General features: G+C 65.1%; 16 protein-coding genes, 1 tRNA gene and 2 pseudogenes. 10 read left to right on the forward strand and 9 right to left on the reverse strand.

The window, feature by feature from the left end:
• Positions 1-34: 34 nt before the first annotated feature.
• A complete protein-coding gene (gene uvrB, locus QO033_RS19250) occupies positions 35-2,227 on the reverse strand; it encodes an excinuclease ABC subunit UvrB (protein WP_284482595.1) in 2,193 nt (730 codons plus the stop codon).
• A gap of 328 nt (positions 2,228-2,555) precedes the next feature.
• Here uvrB and QO033_RS19255 point away from each other — a divergent pair, with 328 nt between their 5' ends.
• The gene (locus QO033_RS19255; protein WP_284482596.1) at positions 2,556-2,867 is read left to right on the forward strand and encodes an ETC complex I subunit; all 312 of its coding nucleotides are present in this window, start codon (positions 2,556-2,558) and stop codon (positions 2,865-2,867) included.
• A gap of 181 nt (positions 2,868-3,048) precedes the next feature.
• On the forward strand, positions 3,049-3,969 hold the full coding sequence (locus QO033_RS19260; RefSeq protein ID WP_284482597.1) for an MYG1 family protein: 921 nt from the start codon (positions 3,049-3,051) through the stop codon (positions 3,967-3,969).
• 55 nt (positions 3,970-4,024) lie between these two features.
• Here QO033_RS19260 and QO033_RS19265 read toward each other — a convergent pair whose 3' ends face one another.
• Positions 4,025-4,996, reverse strand: coding sequence for a helix-turn-helix domain-containing protein (locus tag QO033_RS19265; protein WP_284482598.1), 972 nt, complete (start codon positions 4,994-4,996; stop codon positions 4,025-4,027).
• Positions 4,997-5,284: 288 nt separating this feature from the next.
• Here QO033_RS19265 and QO033_RS19270 point away from each other — a divergent pair, with 288 nt between their 5' ends.
• The 7 genes from QO033_RS19270 (at position 5,285) to QO033_RS19300 (ending at position 10,713) form a co-directional block, all read left to right on the forward strand.
• Entirely contained in the window at positions 5,285-6,565 is a 1,281-nt protein-coding gene (locus QO033_RS19270; RefSeq protein ID WP_284482599.1) for a c-type cytochrome, read from the forward strand.
• A 16-nt stretch (positions 6,566-6,581) separates the two neighbouring features.
• Positions 6,582-6,977, forward strand: coding sequence for a c-type cytochrome (locus QO033_RS19275; RefSeq protein WP_284482600.1), 396 nt, complete (start codon positions 6,582-6,584; stop codon positions 6,975-6,977).
• Positions 6,977-7,501, forward strand: coding sequence for a hypothetical protein (locus QO033_RS19280; RefSeq protein ID WP_284482601.1), 525 nt, complete (start codon positions 6,977-6,979; stop codon positions 7,499-7,501). Before QO033_RS19275 ends, QO033_RS19280 begins: the two co-directional genes overlap by 1 nt.
• Before the next feature lie 12 nt (positions 7,502-7,513).
• Positions 7,514-9,061, forward strand: coding sequence for an FAD-binding oxidoreductase (locus QO033_RS19285; RefSeq protein WP_284482602.1), 1,548 nt, complete (start codon positions 7,514-7,516; stop codon positions 9,059-9,061).
• A 65-nt stretch (positions 9,062-9,126) separates the two neighbouring features.
• The gene (locus tag QO033_RS19290) at positions 9,127-9,891 is read left to right on the forward strand and encodes an SDR family NAD(P)-dependent oxidoreductase (protein ID WP_284482603.1); all 765 of its coding nucleotides are present in this window, start codon (positions 9,127-9,129) and stop codon (positions 9,889-9,891) included.
• A 198-nt stretch (positions 9,892-10,089) separates the two neighbouring features.
• Positions 10,090-10,578: a GNAT family N-acetyltransferase gene (locus QO033_RS19295; protein ID WP_284482604.1), complete on the forward strand. Its 489-nt coding sequence runs from the start codon at positions 10,090-10,092 to the stop codon at positions 10,576-10,578.
• A 58-nt stretch (positions 10,579-10,636) separates the two neighbouring features.
• Positions 10,637-10,713: transfer RNA gene (locus tag QO033_RS19300), tRNA-Arg, on the forward strand.
• Between the two features lie 83 nt (positions 10,714-10,796).
• On the opposite strand, the gene QO033_RS19305 is transcribed toward QO033_RS19300, so the two are convergent.
• Genes QO033_RS19305 through QO033_RS19315 form a run of 3 tightly spaced genes read right to left on the reverse strand, consistent with a single transcriptional unit; the run spans position 10,797 to position 12,559 of the window.
• A complete protein-coding gene (locus QO033_RS19305; RefSeq protein ID WP_284482605.1) occupies positions 10,797-11,798 on the reverse strand; it encodes a tyrosine-type recombinase/integrase in 1,002 nt (333 codons plus the stop codon).
• Between the two features lie 2 nt (positions 11,799-11,800).
• On the reverse strand, positions 11,801-11,965 hold the full coding sequence (locus QO033_RS19310) for a hypothetical protein (RefSeq protein ID WP_284482606.1): 165 nt from the start codon (positions 11,963-11,965) through the stop codon (positions 11,801-11,803).
• 27 nt (positions 11,966-11,992) lie between these two features.
• A complete protein-coding gene (locus tag QO033_RS19315) occupies positions 11,993-12,559 on the reverse strand; it encodes a hypothetical protein (protein ID WP_284482607.1) in 567 nt (188 codons plus the stop codon).
• A gap of 526 nt (positions 12,560-13,085) precedes the next feature.
• Between QO033_RS19315 and QO033_RS19320 the strand changes: the two genes are divergently transcribed.
• Positions 13,086-13,937 (forward strand): IS110 family RNA-guided transposase, encoded by an 852-nt coding sequence (locus QO033_RS19320; protein WP_284482608.1) that lies wholly within the window; start codon positions 13,086-13,088, stop codon positions 13,935-13,937.
• Positions 13,938-13,981: 44 nt separating this feature from the next.
• On the opposite strand, the gene QO033_RS19325 is transcribed toward QO033_RS19320, so the two are convergent.
• From QO033_RS19325 to QO033_RS19335, 4 genes and pseudogenes are all read right to left on the reverse strand, one after another.
• The gene (locus QO033_RS19325) at positions 13,982-14,860 is read right to left on the reverse strand and encodes a DMT family transporter (protein ID WP_284482609.1); all 879 of its coding nucleotides are present in this window, start codon (positions 14,858-14,860) and stop codon (positions 13,982-13,984) included.
• A gap of 462 nt (positions 14,861-15,322) precedes the next feature.
• Positions 15,323-15,568: a hypothetical protein gene (locus tag QO033_RS19330; protein WP_284482610.1), complete on the reverse strand. Its 246-nt coding sequence runs from the start codon at positions 15,566-15,568 to the stop codon at positions 15,323-15,325.
• 175 nt (positions 15,569-15,743) lie between these two features.
• Positions 15,744-16,463, reverse strand: a pseudogene (locus tag QO033_RS25305) (hypothetical protein); the annotation flags it as partial.
• Positions 16,464-17,095: 632 nt separating this feature from the next.
• Positions 17,096-17,357: pseudogene (locus QO033_RS19335) on the reverse strand (S-(hydroxymethyl)glutathione dehydrogenase); the annotation flags it as partial.

The raw sequence follows: 17,357 nt of genomic DNA on the forward strand, positions 1-17,357 counted from the left end.
AACGAGAAATGCGGCGCGCGCCCCTCGGTCATCCCTACCGCCGCTTCCGCCGCACCCCGCCGCGTTGGCCCGGGCGCCCGGCGGTGGAGCGGCCGGTCTTGCCGACCGCCTCCTCGACCGCCTGATCCACCGCCGATTGCCGCGCCAGAGGATCGTCGGAGATCGCCAGATCGACGGCCTCCAGCCGCTTGATCTCGTCGCGCAGGCGGGCGGCTTCCTCGAACTCCAGGTTCTCGGCCGCCTTCCTCATCTCGGTCCGCAGCCCGTCCAGATGCGCTTCAAGGTTGGCGCCATGCAGCGGCTTGTCAACCTTCGCGGTCACCCGTGCCTGATCGGTATCGCCGTGGTAGAGACCAGCGAGGATATCCTCGACATTCTTCTTCACCGTCGCCGGGGTGATGTCGTGTTCCTCGTTATAGGCGATCTGCTTGGCACGGCGGCGCTCGGTCTCGGCCAGGGCGCGTTCCATGCTGCCGGTGATCCGGTCGGCATACATGATCACCCGGCCTTCGGCGTTCCGCGCCGCCCGGCCGATGGTCTGGATCAGCGAGGTTTCCGACCGCAGGAAGCCCTCCTTATCGGCATCCAGAATCGCCACCAGCCCGCATTCGGGGATATCGAGCCCCTCGCGCAGCAGGTTGATCCCCACCAGCACATCGAAGACCCCGAGCCGCAGGTCGCGCAGGATCTCGATCCGCTCGATGGTGTCGATATCCGAATGCATGTAGCGGATCTTGATCCCCTGCTCATGCATGTATTCGGTCAGATCCTCGGCCATCCGCTTGGTCAGCGTGGTCACCAGCGTGCGGAAGCCGGCGGCGGTGACCCGGCGCACCTCGTCCAGCAGATCGTCGACCTGCATCTCCACCGGCCGGATCTCGACCAGCGGATCGAGAAGCCCGGTGGGCCGGATCACCTGTTCGGTGAAGACGCCGCCGGTCTGCTCCAGCTCCCAGGCCGCCGGGGTGGCGGAGACGAAGACCGACTGCGGCCGCATCGCATCCCATTCCTCGAACTTGAGCGGGCGGTTGTCCATGCAGCTGGGCAGCCGGAAGCCATGTTCGGCAAGCGTGAACTTGCGGCGATAGTCGCCCCGGTACATGCCGCCGATCTGCGGCACGGTGACGTGGCTTTCATCGGCGAAGACGATGGCATTGTCGGGGATGAATTCGAACAGCGTTGGCGGCGGCTCCCCTGGCGCCCGGCCGGTGAGATAGCGGGAGTAGTTCTCGATCCCGTTGCAGACGCCGGTGGCCTCCAGCATCTCCAGATCGAAATTGGTGCGCTGCTCCAGCCGCTGCGCTTCCAGGAGCTTGCCTTCCCCCACCAGCTGATCCAGCCGCTGGCGCAGCTCCTTCTTGATGCCGACCACCGCCTGCTGCATCGTCGGGCGCGGCGTCACGTAATGCGAGTTCGCATAGATGCGGATACGGTCGAATGTGTCGGTCTTCTGCCCGGTGAGCGGGTCGAATTCGGTGATCGCCTCCAGCTCCTCGCCGAAAAAGGACATCCGCCAGGCACGATCCTCAAGGTGGGCGGGCCAGACTTCCAGCACGTCGCCGCGCACCCGGAAGCTGCCGCGCTGAAACCCCTGATCGTTGCGGCGGTACTGCTGCGCCACCAGATCGGCGATCACCGCGCGCTGATCATACTCCTGCCCGGCCTGCAGATCCTGGGTCATCGCGCCATAGGTCTCGACCGACCCGATGCCGTAGATGCAGGAGACCGAGGCAACGATGATCACGTCGTCACGCTCCAGCAGCGCCCGGGTGGCGGCATGGCGCATCCGGTCGATCTGCTCGTTGATCTGGGATTCCTTCTCGATATAGGTGTCCGACCGCGCCACATAGGCCTCGGGCTGATAATAGTCATAGTAGCTGACGAAGTATTCCACCGCGTTGTCGGGGAAGAAGCCCTTGAATTCGCCATAGAGCTGCGCCGCCAGCGTCTTGTTCGGCGCCAGGATGATGGCCGGGCGCTGGGTTTCCTCGATCACCTTGGCCATGGTGAAGGTCTTGCCGGTGCCGGTGGCGCCCAGCAGCACCTGATCGCGGTCACCGGCGGCGACGCCGCCCGACAGTTCCGCGATCGCGGCGGGCTGGTCGCCGGCGGCCTCGAATTCGGTCTGCATCACGAAGCGCTTGCCGCCTTCGAGCTTTTCGCGCGCGCGCACATCCGCCGCGGGGGCGTGCAGCATCGGCATCCGGTCGGGGGTGTTGTTGTACATGGGCGGACTCCTGTCCGTTCCTATCTTGTTCCGTTTCGGCCCGGCTGCAAGACCCCTGACAAAGTTCTTACCGGTTTCTCGGCCACCGCCTCTATGGCGGAGACGCCTCGCCCGTGCGTTCGTCCAGCGACCACAGCGCCGGATCGAGCCGCGCCACCAGATCGGCCAGCAAGGCCTGCGGATAGAGGACCCGCTGCCCGGATTTCAACGCAGAGCGCCCCTGCCCCGGGGTTTCCCCCGGCCGGGCCCGCAGCCGCGGCGATTCGAGCCTTGTGGCGCCCTGCAGGCTGTCGCATATAGGGGCAAGCAAGACAGGACGGAGACGCACATGCGCGCGCGAATCTATCGGCCCGCCAAGAATGCCATGACCTCGGGCATGGCGAAAACTCATGCCTGGGTTCTGGAATACGCCCCGGCCTCGGCCCGCGACGTCGACCCGCTGATGGGCTGGACCTCGTCCAGCGACATGGACAGCCAGGTGCACCTGCGGTTCGAAACCAAGGAGGCCGCGCTGGCCTATGCCGCCGCCCAGGGGATCGACGCCCAGGTGATCGAGCCGCATGAGCGCAAGCCCAACATCCGCGCCCGTGGCTATGGCGAGAATTTCGCCACCGACCGCCGCGCCCCCTGGACCCACTGATCGGCATCGCAGACCGGAGCGGCGCCGCACCCCCGCGCCCTCCCCGGCAGGATTGCCCCGCCACAGCGCCACGGGCCCAGGCCCGGAGCGCGCGAACGGCCTGAGCCATCCCAGGTCCAGAGCCTGACAGGGCGACCATCCGGTCGCCCCTTTCATTTCCAGCGCCACCCCGGAGGCCCCGATGACCATCACGCATCTCGTCACCCATTCCGGCGGCTTTCATGCCGACGAGCTGCTGTCGTCCGTCATCCTGACCCGGCTCTATCCCGAGGCCGAGCTGATCCGCACGCGAGAGGCCGCCTGGATCACCCCGGGGGCGGGCAAGATCATTTATGACGTCGGCCGCGAATACGATGCGGAAGCGGGGATTTTCGACCATCACCAGCGACCCAACCCGCTGCGCGACGACAATCAGCCCTACAGCTCCTTCGGGCTGATCTGGAAACACTACGGCCATGACTATCTGCGAGCGCTGGCGGTGCCGGAGGCGCATCTGGACGATATCCACCGCAGCTTCGATCAGGGCTTCGTGCTGCCGGTCGACCTGCTGGACAACGGCGCGCTGGAACCCTCGGTCGCCGGCCCGCTGGCCGGGCTGACCCTGCCGGCGCTGCTGGAAACCCTGAAACCCAGCTTCGACACCCGTGGCGCCGAGGCCGACGACCTGGCCTTTGCCGCGGCGCTGCCGGTCGCCCGCGCCTTTGTCGAGGCGGCGATCAACGGCCGCGCCGCCAAGCGCCGGGCCGAGGCCATGGTGATGACGGCGATCGAGGCGGCAGGCAGCGCCCGTGTCCTGGAACTGCCGATGGGCATGCCGTTCCGCGCCGCCGTCGAGAAGGCCGGCGCCGATCACCTGCTGTTCGTCATCCATCCCCGCGACAGCGACTGGGCACTCACCACCATCCGCAAGAGCGGCGACAGTTTCGAAAGTCGCGCCGACCTGCCGGCGGCCTGGGCCGGGCTGACCGATGCCGAGCTGGAGGCCGCCAGCGGGGTGAAGGGTGCGAAATTCTGCCACAACGCGCGGTTCATTGCCGTTGCCAGCAGCCGCGAGGCCGCGCTGCGGATGGCGGATCTGGCCGTGGCCGAAAGCGGCGCCTGAGCCCCGTCCTCCGGCCCGGAGGGCCGACAGAAAGGCGCGCCCTTCCGGCGCAGGGCTACGGCCGGGCGGCCAGCCGCGCCTCGGTCGGGGTCAGGTCGAATTGCCGCCGGAACTGGCGGCTGAACAGCGACTGATCCGAAAAACCGCAGCTATAGGCGATCTCGCCAATGCTCATATAGGTGTGCTTGGGATCCTGCAGCAACTGCAACGCCATCTTCAGGCGGCGCTCCTCGATCACCCGGCGCACGGTCACCCCTTCGCGGGCGAAGACCCGATTCAGATGGCGCAGAGAGATATTCAAACCCGCAGCGATCTGTGACGGCGACAGCGTTGGATCGGAGAGATGATCGGCGATCCAGGCCTGCGCCGCGAAGAAATGCGGCCGCATCCGCCGCCCCTGCACCGGATCGGACCGGCCGAACAGCGCCGCCACCAGCCCCAGCCCGTGGATCGCCTGATAGGGCACCGAGCCCGTCCCGTCGAGCGAGGCCAGCCCCTGTTCGAACAGCCAGCGCAGGCTCTTGTTGCCCAGCTGCGCCTGGGTCGCCCGCTCCAGCCCGACGATCTCGCGCCCGCAGAGGTCGGTGAACTCCGTCACCGGCAAGGTCATCACCATCTGCCGCACCGGCCGTGAATAAGTGCCCAGAAACGGCTGGTCCGAGCGCATGGCCAGGATATCGCCGACCTGCGCAGTCATCCAGACGCCGCCCTGCCCATAGGTCGCCTCCCCCTCCAGAATCATGATCAGCAGGATCAGCTCACAGGGGTCCTCGGCGACGTCGCGGGCGGTGCGCTCCACCACATGGGCGGTCGCGCGCATATCGGCGAACCGGACCGAACCGGTCTCGAAGTTGCGCAGCGAGCCATGCAGCGTATCGGCGTTCACCGAGTGGCAATGCACCTGAAACACATGCTCCTGCGCGTAATGCTCCCACAGGCGGACCTGCACGCTGGGTTCCAGCGCACTGGTGTCGAAGCTGGACACATGCGGCGCGCGCGCCTTCTGCGGGTCGGGGCGGGAGGTCATTCAGGCAACGGAAATCTGGGCAAACACGAAAATCAGCTGCCCTGTTAATCCTCCGGTGACGCCGGTTCAATTCCGGCGGCGGCGCTTTCTTGCACAGGACTTGTGCAGTCCGAGAACGCCATGTCCCGCGCAGTCACAGCTTTCGTCCCCCTGCGACAAGACGCCCCGGGCGCGGCGATCTATCTACGAGGTCACGAATTTTCCGATGAACGCTGCCCGTTGCGCGGCCCGGATCGGCACGCCGCCCGTGTGCCGCCAGGGCCCGCCCGAAGGCCGGAGCAAGACACCATGCCATCCTCACAGCCCGCCCCCCTCCGCCGCACGCTGATCGCGGGCGCCGTCCTCGTCCTCGCCGGCGGCGCCGCCGTCGGCGCTTATATGTTCAGCCCGGTAGAGCGCACCGCGGCGGAAACGCCGATGCCCGCCCTCGGCCAGCATCTGGAAAGCCAGATCGCCCGCGGCGAATATGTCGCCCGCGCCGCCGACTGCGCCCCCTGCCACACCAAACCCGGCGGCGCCCCCTTTGCCGGCGGGCTGGAAATGCAGACCCCGTTCGGCACCATGGCCAGCGCCAATATCACCCCCGATCCGCAGACCGGCATCGGCGGCTGGACCCGCGACGCCTTCGCCCGCGCCGTGCGCGAAGGGGTGACGGCGCATCCGGGCAATCTCTATCCGACCATGACCTTCACCTCCTATGCGAAGATGTCGGATGCCGATATCGACGCGCTCTACGCCTATATCATGTCGCTGCCGCCAGTGCGGCAGGCCAAGCCCGATCTGCAGCTGGACTTCCCGTTCAACCAGCGCTTCCTGCTCAGCGGCTGGCGCAAGCTGTTCTTCGATAACAGCGAATTCACCCCGGATCCGGCGCTGAGCGACGAGGTCAACCTGGGCGCCTATCTGATCGAGGGACCGGCGCATTGCGCCGAATGCCACACGCCGCGCAACGCCCTGGGCGCGATGCGCAAGGACATGGCCTTTGCCGGGGCGCAGATCGATGGGTTCTGGGCGCCCAACCTGACCCCCGACGCCGAGACCGGGCTGGGCGACTGGTCGGAAGACGAGATCTTCGCCTATCTCTCCGGCCAGACCACCGCCCATGGCGGGCCGTTCGGGCCGATGTACGACGTGGTGGCCGAGGGCACCTCGCATCTGACCGAGACCGACCTGCGCGCCATGGCCGCCTACCTGCACCAGCTGCCGCCGATCCGGCATGCCACCGGCGAAGCGCTGGATCATGCCGCGGCCACCGCCTCGGTCGAGCGGGGCCGGGTCGCCTATCGCGCCAACTGCGCCGCCTGCCACCGGCTCGACGGCGAAGGTGTTCCGGATTTCGCCCCCGCGCTGGCCAACCACCACGCCGTCGGCGCCGCCGCCGACAACGTGATCATGCCGGTGCTGACCGGCCTGTCGGACAAGGAGGGCCGCATCGCCATGCCCGCCTTCCTGCTCGACGATCGCTCCATCGCCGATATCGCCAACTACGTGCGCAACGCGATGAACGAAACGCAAAGCGCCACCGCCACGCCCGAACAGGTCGCGGCCGCGCGCGCCACCCTTCACTGAGACCGCGGAGATATCCATGCGATTTTCCCTTCCCACCACCCGCCGCGCCCTGGCCCTCGGGCTGAGCCTGTGCCTGACGGCGGGCACCGCCGCCGCCGACGAGCTGACCGTCGACCCGGCCGCCGCAGCCCAGACGCGCGGCGACCGCTCCGGCGCCCGGCTGGCGCAAAACACCTGCCTGCAATGCCATGGTATGGGGGTCGGCCCCGATCTGCGGCTGCAGAAGCTGGATTACGAGACCCTGCATCACGTCACCCGTCACGGGCTGAACGCCATGCCCGCCTTCCGCGAAAGCGAGATCTCGGATGACGAGCTGCGCGCGGTCGCCGCCTATATCGCGTCGCTGCGGGTCGCCCCCGGCGCGACGCCCGGTGTCGTCCCCGGCTCCATCGCCGAGCGGGAGGGCCATTGATGCAACGACCCGCATTCACCCGGCGGGGATTTCTCGCCTCCGGCCTGGCCGGGCTGTCGCTGCCGGCGCTGACGCAGGGGGCGACCGCCCTCGCTGCCCCGGGGATCCCCCCGGTGCAGCCCCTGGAGCAGCCCCCGGTGCAGGTGATCCTCGCCCTGCCGCAAAGCGACGCGCTGGACCGCGCGCTGACCGCTGCCGAGCTGAGCGTCCGGCACAGCGATACCGGCGCCTTCCTGACCGACCCGGCGCGCCTGCGGGCGCTGGCCGGACAGCGGGTGCTGCTGATCGGGCGCGACGCCGATCTGGTGCTGTTCGATCTGGCGCTTGGCGATCACGCGCCCGGCGCGACGGTGATCCATCGTGCCAACCACCGGCTGCCGCAGGGCCATCTGCCGCTCCCCGCCTCCGGCTGGCAGGCGCACGACCTGTCCCAGGTTCTGGCGCAGGGCCTGAACCGGCCGCATTCCCCCCTGACGTGGACCGGCGCCCCGCGCGCCTTCTCCACCCTGATTGCCGATCTCTGAGGGAGACCCTCCATGGCTACTGAAGACCTGACTTTCCTGCCCCCCGGCGTCTCGCACAGCGATTTCGCCGCCGCCCTGAGCGAGTGGCGCGCCATCGTCGGCGACGATTATGTGATGGCCGATATCGACCGGCTGGCCCCCTATGCCAAGGTGATGCTGCCCGAACCCGATGCCCGCCACCGCCCCGCCGGCGCCGTCGCCCCCGCCTCGACCGAAGAGGTCCAGGCCGTGGTCAAGGTGGCCGAGAAATACCGTGTTCCGCTGTGGATGATCTCCACCGGCAAGAACCTCGGTTATGGCGATGCAGCACCCGCGACCCCGGGTCAGGTGGTGCTGGATCTGAAGCGGATGAACCGGATCATCGAGGTTGACGAGACGCTGGGCTATGCGCTGGTGGAGCCGGGCGTGACCTATATGCAGCTCAAGGAATTCCTTGAGGCCAACAACATCCCGCTGTGGATTTCCTTCCCCTCCTCCGGGCCCGTCGCGGGTCCGATGGGCAACACGCTCGACCGCGGCGTGGGCTATAACCGCTATGGCCAGCATTTCGAGAATTTCTGCGGGCTGGAAGTGGTTCTGGCCGACGGCTCACTGGTGCGCACCGGCATGGGTGGGGTCGAGAACAGCCGCGAATGGAACGTCTACCGCTGGGGCTTCGGTCCCTGGGTCGACGGGATTTTCAGCCAGTCGAACTTCGGCGTCGTGACCAAGATCGGCATCTGGCTGATGCCGAAGCCGCCGATGAGCCTGGGCTTTCTCTGCGGCTGGAACGAGGACGACGGCATGGCCGCCGGCATCGACGCGGTGCGCCACCTGAACCTGAACAAGGTGATCGAGAACGGCGTTCTGGGCCACACGATGTATCACATCGCCCAGACCTATCGCCGTGACGAGATCTATACCGGCCCCGGCGCCATCCCGCGCGAGCGGGTACGGGAGATCTGCAACGACATGGGCCTGGGCATCTGGGGCCATATCTCGACGCTCTATGGCACCGAGGAACAGATCGAGGTCAACCTGAAGATCGCGCGCGAGGCCTTTGCCTCCACCGGCGGCCAGTTCATGACCGAGCGCGATCCCGGAATCGAGGCGACGCCGTTCCACCACTGGAACCTGAACATGACCAACCAGCCGACGCTGACCGAGTTCACCATCTACAACTACAAGGGCGGCGGCGGCTCCTCCTGGCTGGCCCCGGTGGTGCGCTGCGAGGGCTCCGAGGCGCTCAAGCAGTTCAACCTGATGCACGGCGTTCTGGACGAATACGGCTTCGACTATATCGGTGGTTTCCTGATCGGCGGCCGTCATGCCGAACAGCTCACCGACATCCTCTACGACCGCAACGATGCCGAGGAAATGGACCGGGCGCGACGCTGCTATCTCGCCCTGATCGACGCGCTGCATGGCGCGGGCTACGGGATTTACCGCACCTCGACCTCCTTCATGAACGAGGTGGCGGAGACCTACGGTCCGGGGCAGCGCGACCTGAACCGCCGGATCAAGCGGGCGCTGGACCCGAACGGCATTCTCGCCCCGGGGAAATCCGGCATCACGATCTGAGCTGACATCGACGACGGGGCGCGCCACGGCGCCACCCCGTCTTTCCGCACGGAAGGAGACTGAAAATGAGCGACGCTTATCTGGATTTCGACGGCAAAGTGGTTCTAATCACCGGTGCCGCGACGGGGATCGGTCGCGCCACCGCGCTGGCCTTCGCCGAGCGCGGCGCCCGGCTGGTGATCGGCGATATGGCCGAAGCCGCCGAAGACACCGCCCAGGCTTGCCGCGATCTCGGGGCCGAGGCCCTGTTCCAACGCACCAACGTGGCCGAGGGCGCTCAGGTCCAGGCGCTGGTCGCAGAAGCCGAAAGCCGCTTTGGCCGGCTCGACGTGGCGTTCAACAACGCCGGCATCCTGCCCACTACGACACCGCTGGCCGAGGTGACCGAAGAGGAATTCGACCGCATCATCGCCGTCGACCTGCGCGGCGTCTTCCTGTCGATGAAATATGAAATCCAGGCCATGCTGCGCGCCGGCGGCGGCGCCATCGTCAACACCTCCTCGGTGGCCGGCGTGGTGGCGGATCCGGACATGGCGCCCTATGCGGCGGCCAAGCACGGGGTGGCGGGGCTGACCCGCGCGGCCGCGCTCGACTATGCGACGCAGAACATCCGCGTCAACGCCGTGGCCCCGGGTCTGATCGCGACGCCGATGACCCAGCGCTGGCTGGACGATCCCGAGATCTCCCAGGCGCTGATGGCCAACAGCCCGATGAAACGCCCGGCCCAGCCCGAAGAGATCGCCGCCGCCGTGCTGTTCCTCGCCTCCCCCGGCGCGTCCTTCGTCAATGGCACCGTCTTCGTGGCGGATGGCGGCCAGACCGCGCATTGATCCGCCTGCGCCCCGCCGGGGCCGGCACCACCGATCCCGAAGGGCCCGCACGCGCGGGCCCTTTTCTCTGCGCCCGGCCTACCGTAGCCCGGGCCCGGCCTCGGAAGCTTGTCCCGCCACCGCAAAGCCCCTAGCCTCGGGGGGCGGCACGGTCGGGCTCTCCGCCCGGAGACCCGCCCGAAGGAGACCGCCAAAGCGATGCCGCAGCCCCTGCCCGCTGACCCCGCCGCTTTCAGCATTCGCCGCGACCGGCCCGACAGCCCCGCCGGACAGCGGCTGATCGCCCGGCATCTGGCCGAGATGCAGGCCCATACCCCACCCGACAGCGTCCATGTTCTGGACGCCCGCGCGCTTGCCGCCGGGGACATCAGCTTTTTCCTGCTCTGGCAAGGGGGGACGCCGCTGGCGATGGGGGCGCTGAAACGCACCGGCCCGCAGGAGGGGGAGCTGAAATCGATGCATGTCATCGCCGAGGCCCGTGGCCGCGGCACCGGCGGCGCGCTGCTGCGTCACCTGATCGACTGCGCCCGGGCACAGGGAATGCGGCGGCTGAACCTCGAGACCGACAGCGGCCCCGATTTCGCCGCCGCCCGCAGCCTCTACCGGCGGCACGGGTTTTCCGACTGCGGCCCCTTCGGCTGCTACGGCCCCGACCCGCACAGCACCTTCATGACCCGCAGCCTCTGAGCCAACCGAAGGTTTCCCTTGAACCTCACCGCCAAAGCCCGCAAAAGTCGGCGCAAGCGGTCCCATAGCTCAACTGGATAGAGCAGCTGACTTCTAATCAGCAGGTTGAGGGTTCGAGTCCTTCTGGGATCGCCAGCTTGCCCCATCCATGGCATTCACCCCTTTATAATCAAAGGCTTTCGGAAGCGTGTCCCGGTCCTGAGCTTCTGTGTCCCGTGTCATGCGCCTTCCACCAGCAGCTTCACCATGCGCCTGCGGTCAGCTTCCCGGGTGTACCGTTCGACTTCCGAGAGACTCATATGACCAGCCATAGCGGCGATCTGGTGTGTGCTTTTGCCCTGTTCGGCCCAATAGACGCAGAATGCCTTGCGCAATCCGTGCAGCCTCGCAGTAATCCCCGCAGCCTGTGCCGCTTCTCCGAAAAGGTTCCCGAGACCGGCAGGCTTGAAGGGCTTGCCCCAAGTCGTCAGCAGGAACGTGGGGGAGATATCCGGCGTCCGGCCAATCACTTCCTTCAGCTCCGCCGTGAGCGGAACGTCCGCAGGAACTCCGGTTTTCTGACGGCGGAAGCTGAGTAGCCCGTCGCTGATATCCTTCCGTCCGATCCGAACCAGATCAGCCCGCGCGGCACCCGTGTAGAGGGCAAGGTCGAAAACCAGACGCTCGGTCGTGCCAATGGGCCAGCGTTTCTGGAACCGCTCGATCTCATCCGCGCTTGCAGTCGGGAAGCCGTCCGAGGTCGGACGCTCAACCTTTACACTCCGCGTCGGATCGGTTGCGATGAACTTCAGCTTGTGGGCGTGAGCAAAGACCGGCTTGAGCGCCTTCAACTCATTCACCGCGGCGAAACCGCCTTTGGCATAAAGCGCCTGCTCGATATCATCGGCAGAAATGCTCGACAGCGGACGTGCGCCCTGCGCCTTCACATAGCGGCGCAGGATCGCATCACGGTTCTTTTGGGTCGCAGGTGCCAACTTCTCCCATGCCGGCGAGGCCTTCAGCAGATCGACCGCCCAAGCGAACGTCCCAGCTTTCGTCGTCACGGTCCCAGGCGGGCGATGTTCCCATCGGGCATGCTCTGCGCAGTACGCGGCGAACACACGCGGGTCGGTGGGATGCAGGCCATGGACCCCGAGGGAGATTTCCTTGTCACCCCGACGGTAGGTATGGAACCAGCGGCCCCGGCGCAGTTTGGAACGAAGGTAGGGCGGTTTCTTCATGACTACTCCGCCGAGAACGGTTTGCCGTTCCAGCCCTCATCTTTGGGCGCGGCCTTGTCCTGATAATCGAACGTCACCCCATCCGGCCCAACGCGGGCGATCCGAGCATCAGGATACATGGAGGAAACGATTTTGAGCGCCTCCTGAATTTGGCGCTCGGTCGGCATGGCAGGCGCTGGAGTACGGGACATAGCTTAGTTGACCTCCCCATTTTGCGTAGCGTTCATTGCGACGGCCAACTCTAACATCGAACTGCCCGGCACCCGGCGAACCGTCCCGATACCCATGTTCCGCTCTTCGGACAGGATACGGTTGGTCGCTTCGGCATCTCCATCGAACAACGCCCGTCCGTTGAAGAACTCCATGACGGCCTGTTCTTCGTTGTGGCGAACCTCAAGGCTGCTCAGTTCCGAAATGATCGTGCCTTGCATCGAAAAGTACTCAGTCAGCACGTCTTCGAGGGTTTCAGCCTGTTCACCATCTTTCGCGAAGGACGGAACCATCCCCTCGCTATAGCTGTGGTTGACGGTCAGAGCGCAGAACTTCTTGGTGGCCTCGACGACATGCACAACCTTCGAACTCGCTAGCAGTGCAATCGTTAGACGGGCCGCATCTCGGGGCGTCATGTCGGGGGCATTCACCCCGCGCGCGCCCGTGGACATGAGCCCTGCGGCCTTCAGGAGCCGCAATGTCTCCGGAAGGGTGGTCCCTTCGGTGCGGTAGCACTCTTGGACTTTGATGTTGAACGCTTTGGGTCTCATATTCCTGCTGTAGGGCGCCCCAGCCTCTCGGTCAACTCTAAATATAATTTTTATGCATAGAGAAGCGTTCCCAGACATAGTCTGCACCCTACCTAACCCAGACAAGGAGCTCTGCGTCCCCCGTGCCGCCGACCAGATCCCAGTGATCCGCTTGGCGTCGTCCATCTTGCCTCCTCTTGCACTGACCGGGGTTCCGGCGGGGCCATCGGATCAGACGATGGACCATAGAGCATGCGCCTGCGCCACAATCCCTTCCAAGCTGGAGGGGATCATGGCTGCGATCTTCGCCTGGGCGTCGTACCCGCGAGCTTCGGCGGCCTAGTACTCGGGGCTGTCCGCGTCACGGCTTCCGGGCATGTCGGCGAGACGACCCAGCTCGCGCGATGCTGTGCACCATTCAATGTAGAAAGGCATGATAGGATCGTATCCCTCCGGCGGAGATTGCAGTTACCCATAAGTGTCTGGCGGCGGCGTTGCGATGCGGGCTCCTTCGATGAGGTCGGCGAGGCGGGAGAAGCCGCGCCATATGACGGTTGGTGACGCCCGCAGCTTCGCCCGGGCCGCGGCGCGCGAGGGTGCCTGGGTGATCTTCGAGGCCAGCGGCGGCTATGACCGGGTGCTGCGCGATGGCCTTGAGGCTGCCCAGGCCAGCTTCAGCCGCGTCAATCCTCGTCAGGCACACGATTTTGCGCGAGCCATGGGCGTTATCGGCAAGACCGACCGTGTCGACGCCCGGATGCTCGCGACCTTCGGTCAGAGGTTGCAGCCACCGCAAACCCCTCCCGTTTCCCCGACGCGACAGGTGCTTCTCGCGCAGATTACCCGGCGCCGTCAGTTGGTTGAGATGCGAAAGCAGGAGATCACCAGACTTCAGCAGACGACAGACCGCGATTCCCGGTCCGACATCAAGAGCTTGATCCTGCTCCTCGAGCGGCGGATCGAGAAGGTAGAGACAAGGATCGCGGAGATCATTCGCTCTTCGCCCGAACTGGCTGAAACCGATCGCCGGCTACAGTCGGTGCCTGGTGTGGGCACAATCGTCGCTGCCACGATCATGGCCGAGCTGCCGGAAATCGGCACAACCGATCGCCGGAAAATTGCGGCTCTCGCCGGCCTTGCGCCCATTGCCCGAGATAGCGGCCAGCGCAACGGAAGACGGGTCATCGGTGGCGGAAGGGCAACCGTCAGAACCGTCCTCTATCTCGCCGCCCTGCATGCCTCCCGTCACTCGACGATGTTCAAGGCGTTTCGGCAGAAATTGCAGGCGTCAGGAAAACCGGTGAAAGCCGCTTTGACCGCGACGGCGAGGAAGCTGCTCTGCGTGCTCAACAGCATGGTTGCGGACGGGACCTACTTCCGGGAGATTCAGCCAACCTGAATACAGTTGCCGGCAAACCCGGCGCGGTTCACATCCAGTCGCGTTCAAAGTGCGGCAACCGAACGAGGCTTGCTCAGAACACCTGATGCCAAGAAGACGCCCGCGGCCACGAGAACGACACCAGCGGCCTTGAGCGGAGTGATGGTTTCGCCCAAAAACGCGACGCCACCCAGAAGGGCAAGGATTGGCGTTAGCGCACCGAAGGCCGCAGCTTCAGCGGCGCCGATGATCTGCACCGCATAGCCGAACAGAAACATTGCCAGAATGCCGATGACAAAACTCTGTATCATGATCATGGCCACGATGTCACTTAGGCTAGCCTGCGCGAAGCTTACGTTGCCAGTCGCAAGCAGGAGCGGGGAGATGAGCAAGGAGCCCCAGAACAGTCCAATCACCAACGCGTGTAAGGGGCTGAGGCCGCTTTGGCGGAAAATAACGGAATAGATCGCCCAGAACCCCGATCCGGTCAGAAACATCAGGTGCCCCTTCCAAGCGCCATCATCCGCCCCGGCAAGGATTTGCCAAAGGCCAACAACTATCGCTCCAGCGAAGATCATCGCCAACCCAACCTTATGCCGCGGACCAGGAACTTCTCCAGCCAAGGCATACGCTGCAAGCGCAGTCCAGAAAGGCAGCATGCCCGGCGCCAGCGCTCCTCCGTCCGAGGCGGGAGCATAGGCCAGCCCCTTGGACACAACAAAAGGAAAGATTGCGCTCGCCCCAACCATCAACATCGTCGCGCGAGGGAGAGATTGCCCGCGCGGTATCACGCCCATCCGCCACATGACCGGAACCATCGCCAAAGCGCCAGGAAGAAGCCGCAGGATCAGCAATTCTTCTACCGTAAAGTTGCCCTGCACGGCGACTCGCGTGATCAATATGAATGCTGCCCAAATCATCACGGTGGCGAGCGCTGCCGCCATTCCAAGTGTCCGCGTCTGTGGGAGGCTCATCGGCATGACCTTTCGTAGGGTAACTCCGCGCAGTCTAGAGGTCATTTTCCACGGATGCACCAGTTGAAAGCACGAGCCTCGCCCAGACTTGTTGAAACCCAAATGCATGGTCCCGATCAAGCTGGCGGGCTTGGATGTCCAGACATAGTTCCGTTACGCCCCCTGCTGCGTCTCCTTTGATCATCTCAGAAGAACCAGACTTGAGGAGGGGCGACTTCCTCTTGAAGAGGCTGCATCGCATTCATCTCATAGTGCGGACGACTCCTCCAAGCGGCCGTCATTACGCAGGTGCCAAGTCATTTTCCGGAAATCGAAGAACGGACTTGCCCGGATCCTACGGAACCATTTTGCCTGACGATAGCCAATTTTTCTCACAAGGCCATTCGGAATCATCACCGAGGCGTTGGCGTGACCGACACCGCCCCCGGCGGATCACTCCACCGGGATCAGCGTCTGATCGAGCCGTGGCGCGGCCGGCAACGCCAGTAGCATTAGCGCCCCGATCAGCACAAACTCCACCTGTGCCATGACCTCGTAGTTTACCAGTGCCGCCAGAAAACCAGCTCCCACAACCGCCACCGCGGCGCAGGTAATTGCGGCATAGAGTGAGGCCAGCCGCCCCTGCCGAGCCGGCGCAGTGCCTCGAGTGATTAGAACCAGCGACAGCCGGTAGCTCATGCCCCCGGTATAGCCGAGAAGCGCAAATCCCGGTAGCGCAAGGCCCCCTGCTCCGAGCTGCACCGAAGCTACAATCAGCGCCAGCCCCACCGCCCCCTAGAGCATCCCGTGTGAGCGCCGCAGTCGCGGCGCCAACCAAGGGTTGCCGATCTGCCCGGCCCAAGCTCGTGACAAGCATCACCGGCACGCCCCAGGCCTGCGCTAGGTGCAGACTCGCATGCGCAAAGAGGGTTGGCGCGAGCACGATGGCCGACGACAAGCCGACCCAAGCCAGCCCCCCCGTCGCAAGGGGCATAAGGTTCAGTCTCAAGATACCGCAGACACCGGCGATCTCGCCACTGGGGCGTACATCGCTGGCGTTCTGTGCCCGACGGCACCAGAGAACCCAAGTGAGAGGGAACGCAAGTAGAGCGCACAGAAACGCATGCAGAAGGAAAGTCAGATGCGCCGCTTCGGAGGCAAAGCCCTGCAACATCAACTGCGAGCCCACCGTCCCGATGATCGCCCCGGCGAGGTTGCCCGTCGCCGAAACTCCGCGCCCGCGGTCACCGAGCACTGCCGTGACGAGCGCAGCAGAGGCGCCGGTTCCGCAGCCGCCGGACAGACCGGCGAGGAAGCGGCCGGAAAGGATGCCGACGGAGGTCCCGGTCGAGAGCAGCATGTCACCGACGATTACCAGCATGAGCGCCGCGAGCAGCATGGCGGCAGGCAGGCCCGCGGGGCCGCGTCCATCTCGCCCGGGACGGGCTGCCCAGACCAGCGTCACGATCAGCGCCCCGACGTAGACCGTGAAAGTGAGCGTCAACTCCAGAGGGGAGAAGCCGAGCACGGCGTTGTAGACCGGCAGCAACGGAGTCGTCGCATTCGTGCCCGCCAACAATAGGCTAAAGGACATGGCCGCGAGGATGCCCTGCAGGAGAGCCAGTTTCCGGCCTAGTTTCAGTTCCAAATTCCGGCTCGCGGTCTGGCTTGTAGGCCTCGCCCGAGGGGATGTCCTGCGGGTACATGCCACGGATGTCGCGGGTCATTTCAGCGCTGCCTCATGGCGGCAAGGAGTTTAGCAAAGAGCGACAGGCAGCGGCAGGTCATGAGCGATCCTTCGGAATCAGTCGGCACCGTCCACCGCATGGCATAGTCATGCGGCGAGGCGAAGTATGACCAAGCCCTAGAACGCGGCTACTTGACCGTTCGTCCGAAGCGGAGCCAAAGTATTCAGCGAATCTGACCTGCTATCACAGATACCAGCTAGGACCATCTCCATCACACCATCGGAAGCTCCTTTATCGACACGACCTAGGTTGTGAAATTGTCCGCGGGCAATCTGGGCAAGGGCGCACTCCGAGTGGAGCAGCTGCGCCAATTGTCCGCGGGCAATAGCCATACAAGCAACGTTTTCGATCACTGCATCTTCGCTCCGACGTCGAGCCTAGCCGTGACGCCCCCTATCACCAATTTATCCCATGGTGCTTCCTTCTACTCCTATGAATAAGATCACAACTTCAAACCTTGGGATCAAACATCAGGGTGTCAATATTCGACGACGGCGCGGATGGATTTGCCCTGATGCATGAGATCGAAGCCGTGGTTGATCTCCTCGAGGCTCAGCTTGTGGGTGATCATCGGGTCGATCTCGATCTTGCCATCCATGTACCAGTCGACGAATTTCGTCACATCGGTCCGCCCCTTGGCGCCACCGAAGGCGGTGCCCTTCCAGACCCGGCCGGTGACCAGCTGGAACGGACGGGTGGAGATCTCCGCCCCCGAGGGCGCCACGCCGATCACCACGCTG

It is taken from the genome of Pseudodonghicola flavimaris (genome assembly GCF_030164425.1).
Lineage (GTDB): Bacteria > Pseudomonadota > Alphaproteobacteria > Rhodobacterales > Rhodobacteraceae > Pseudodonghicola > Pseudodonghicola flavimaris.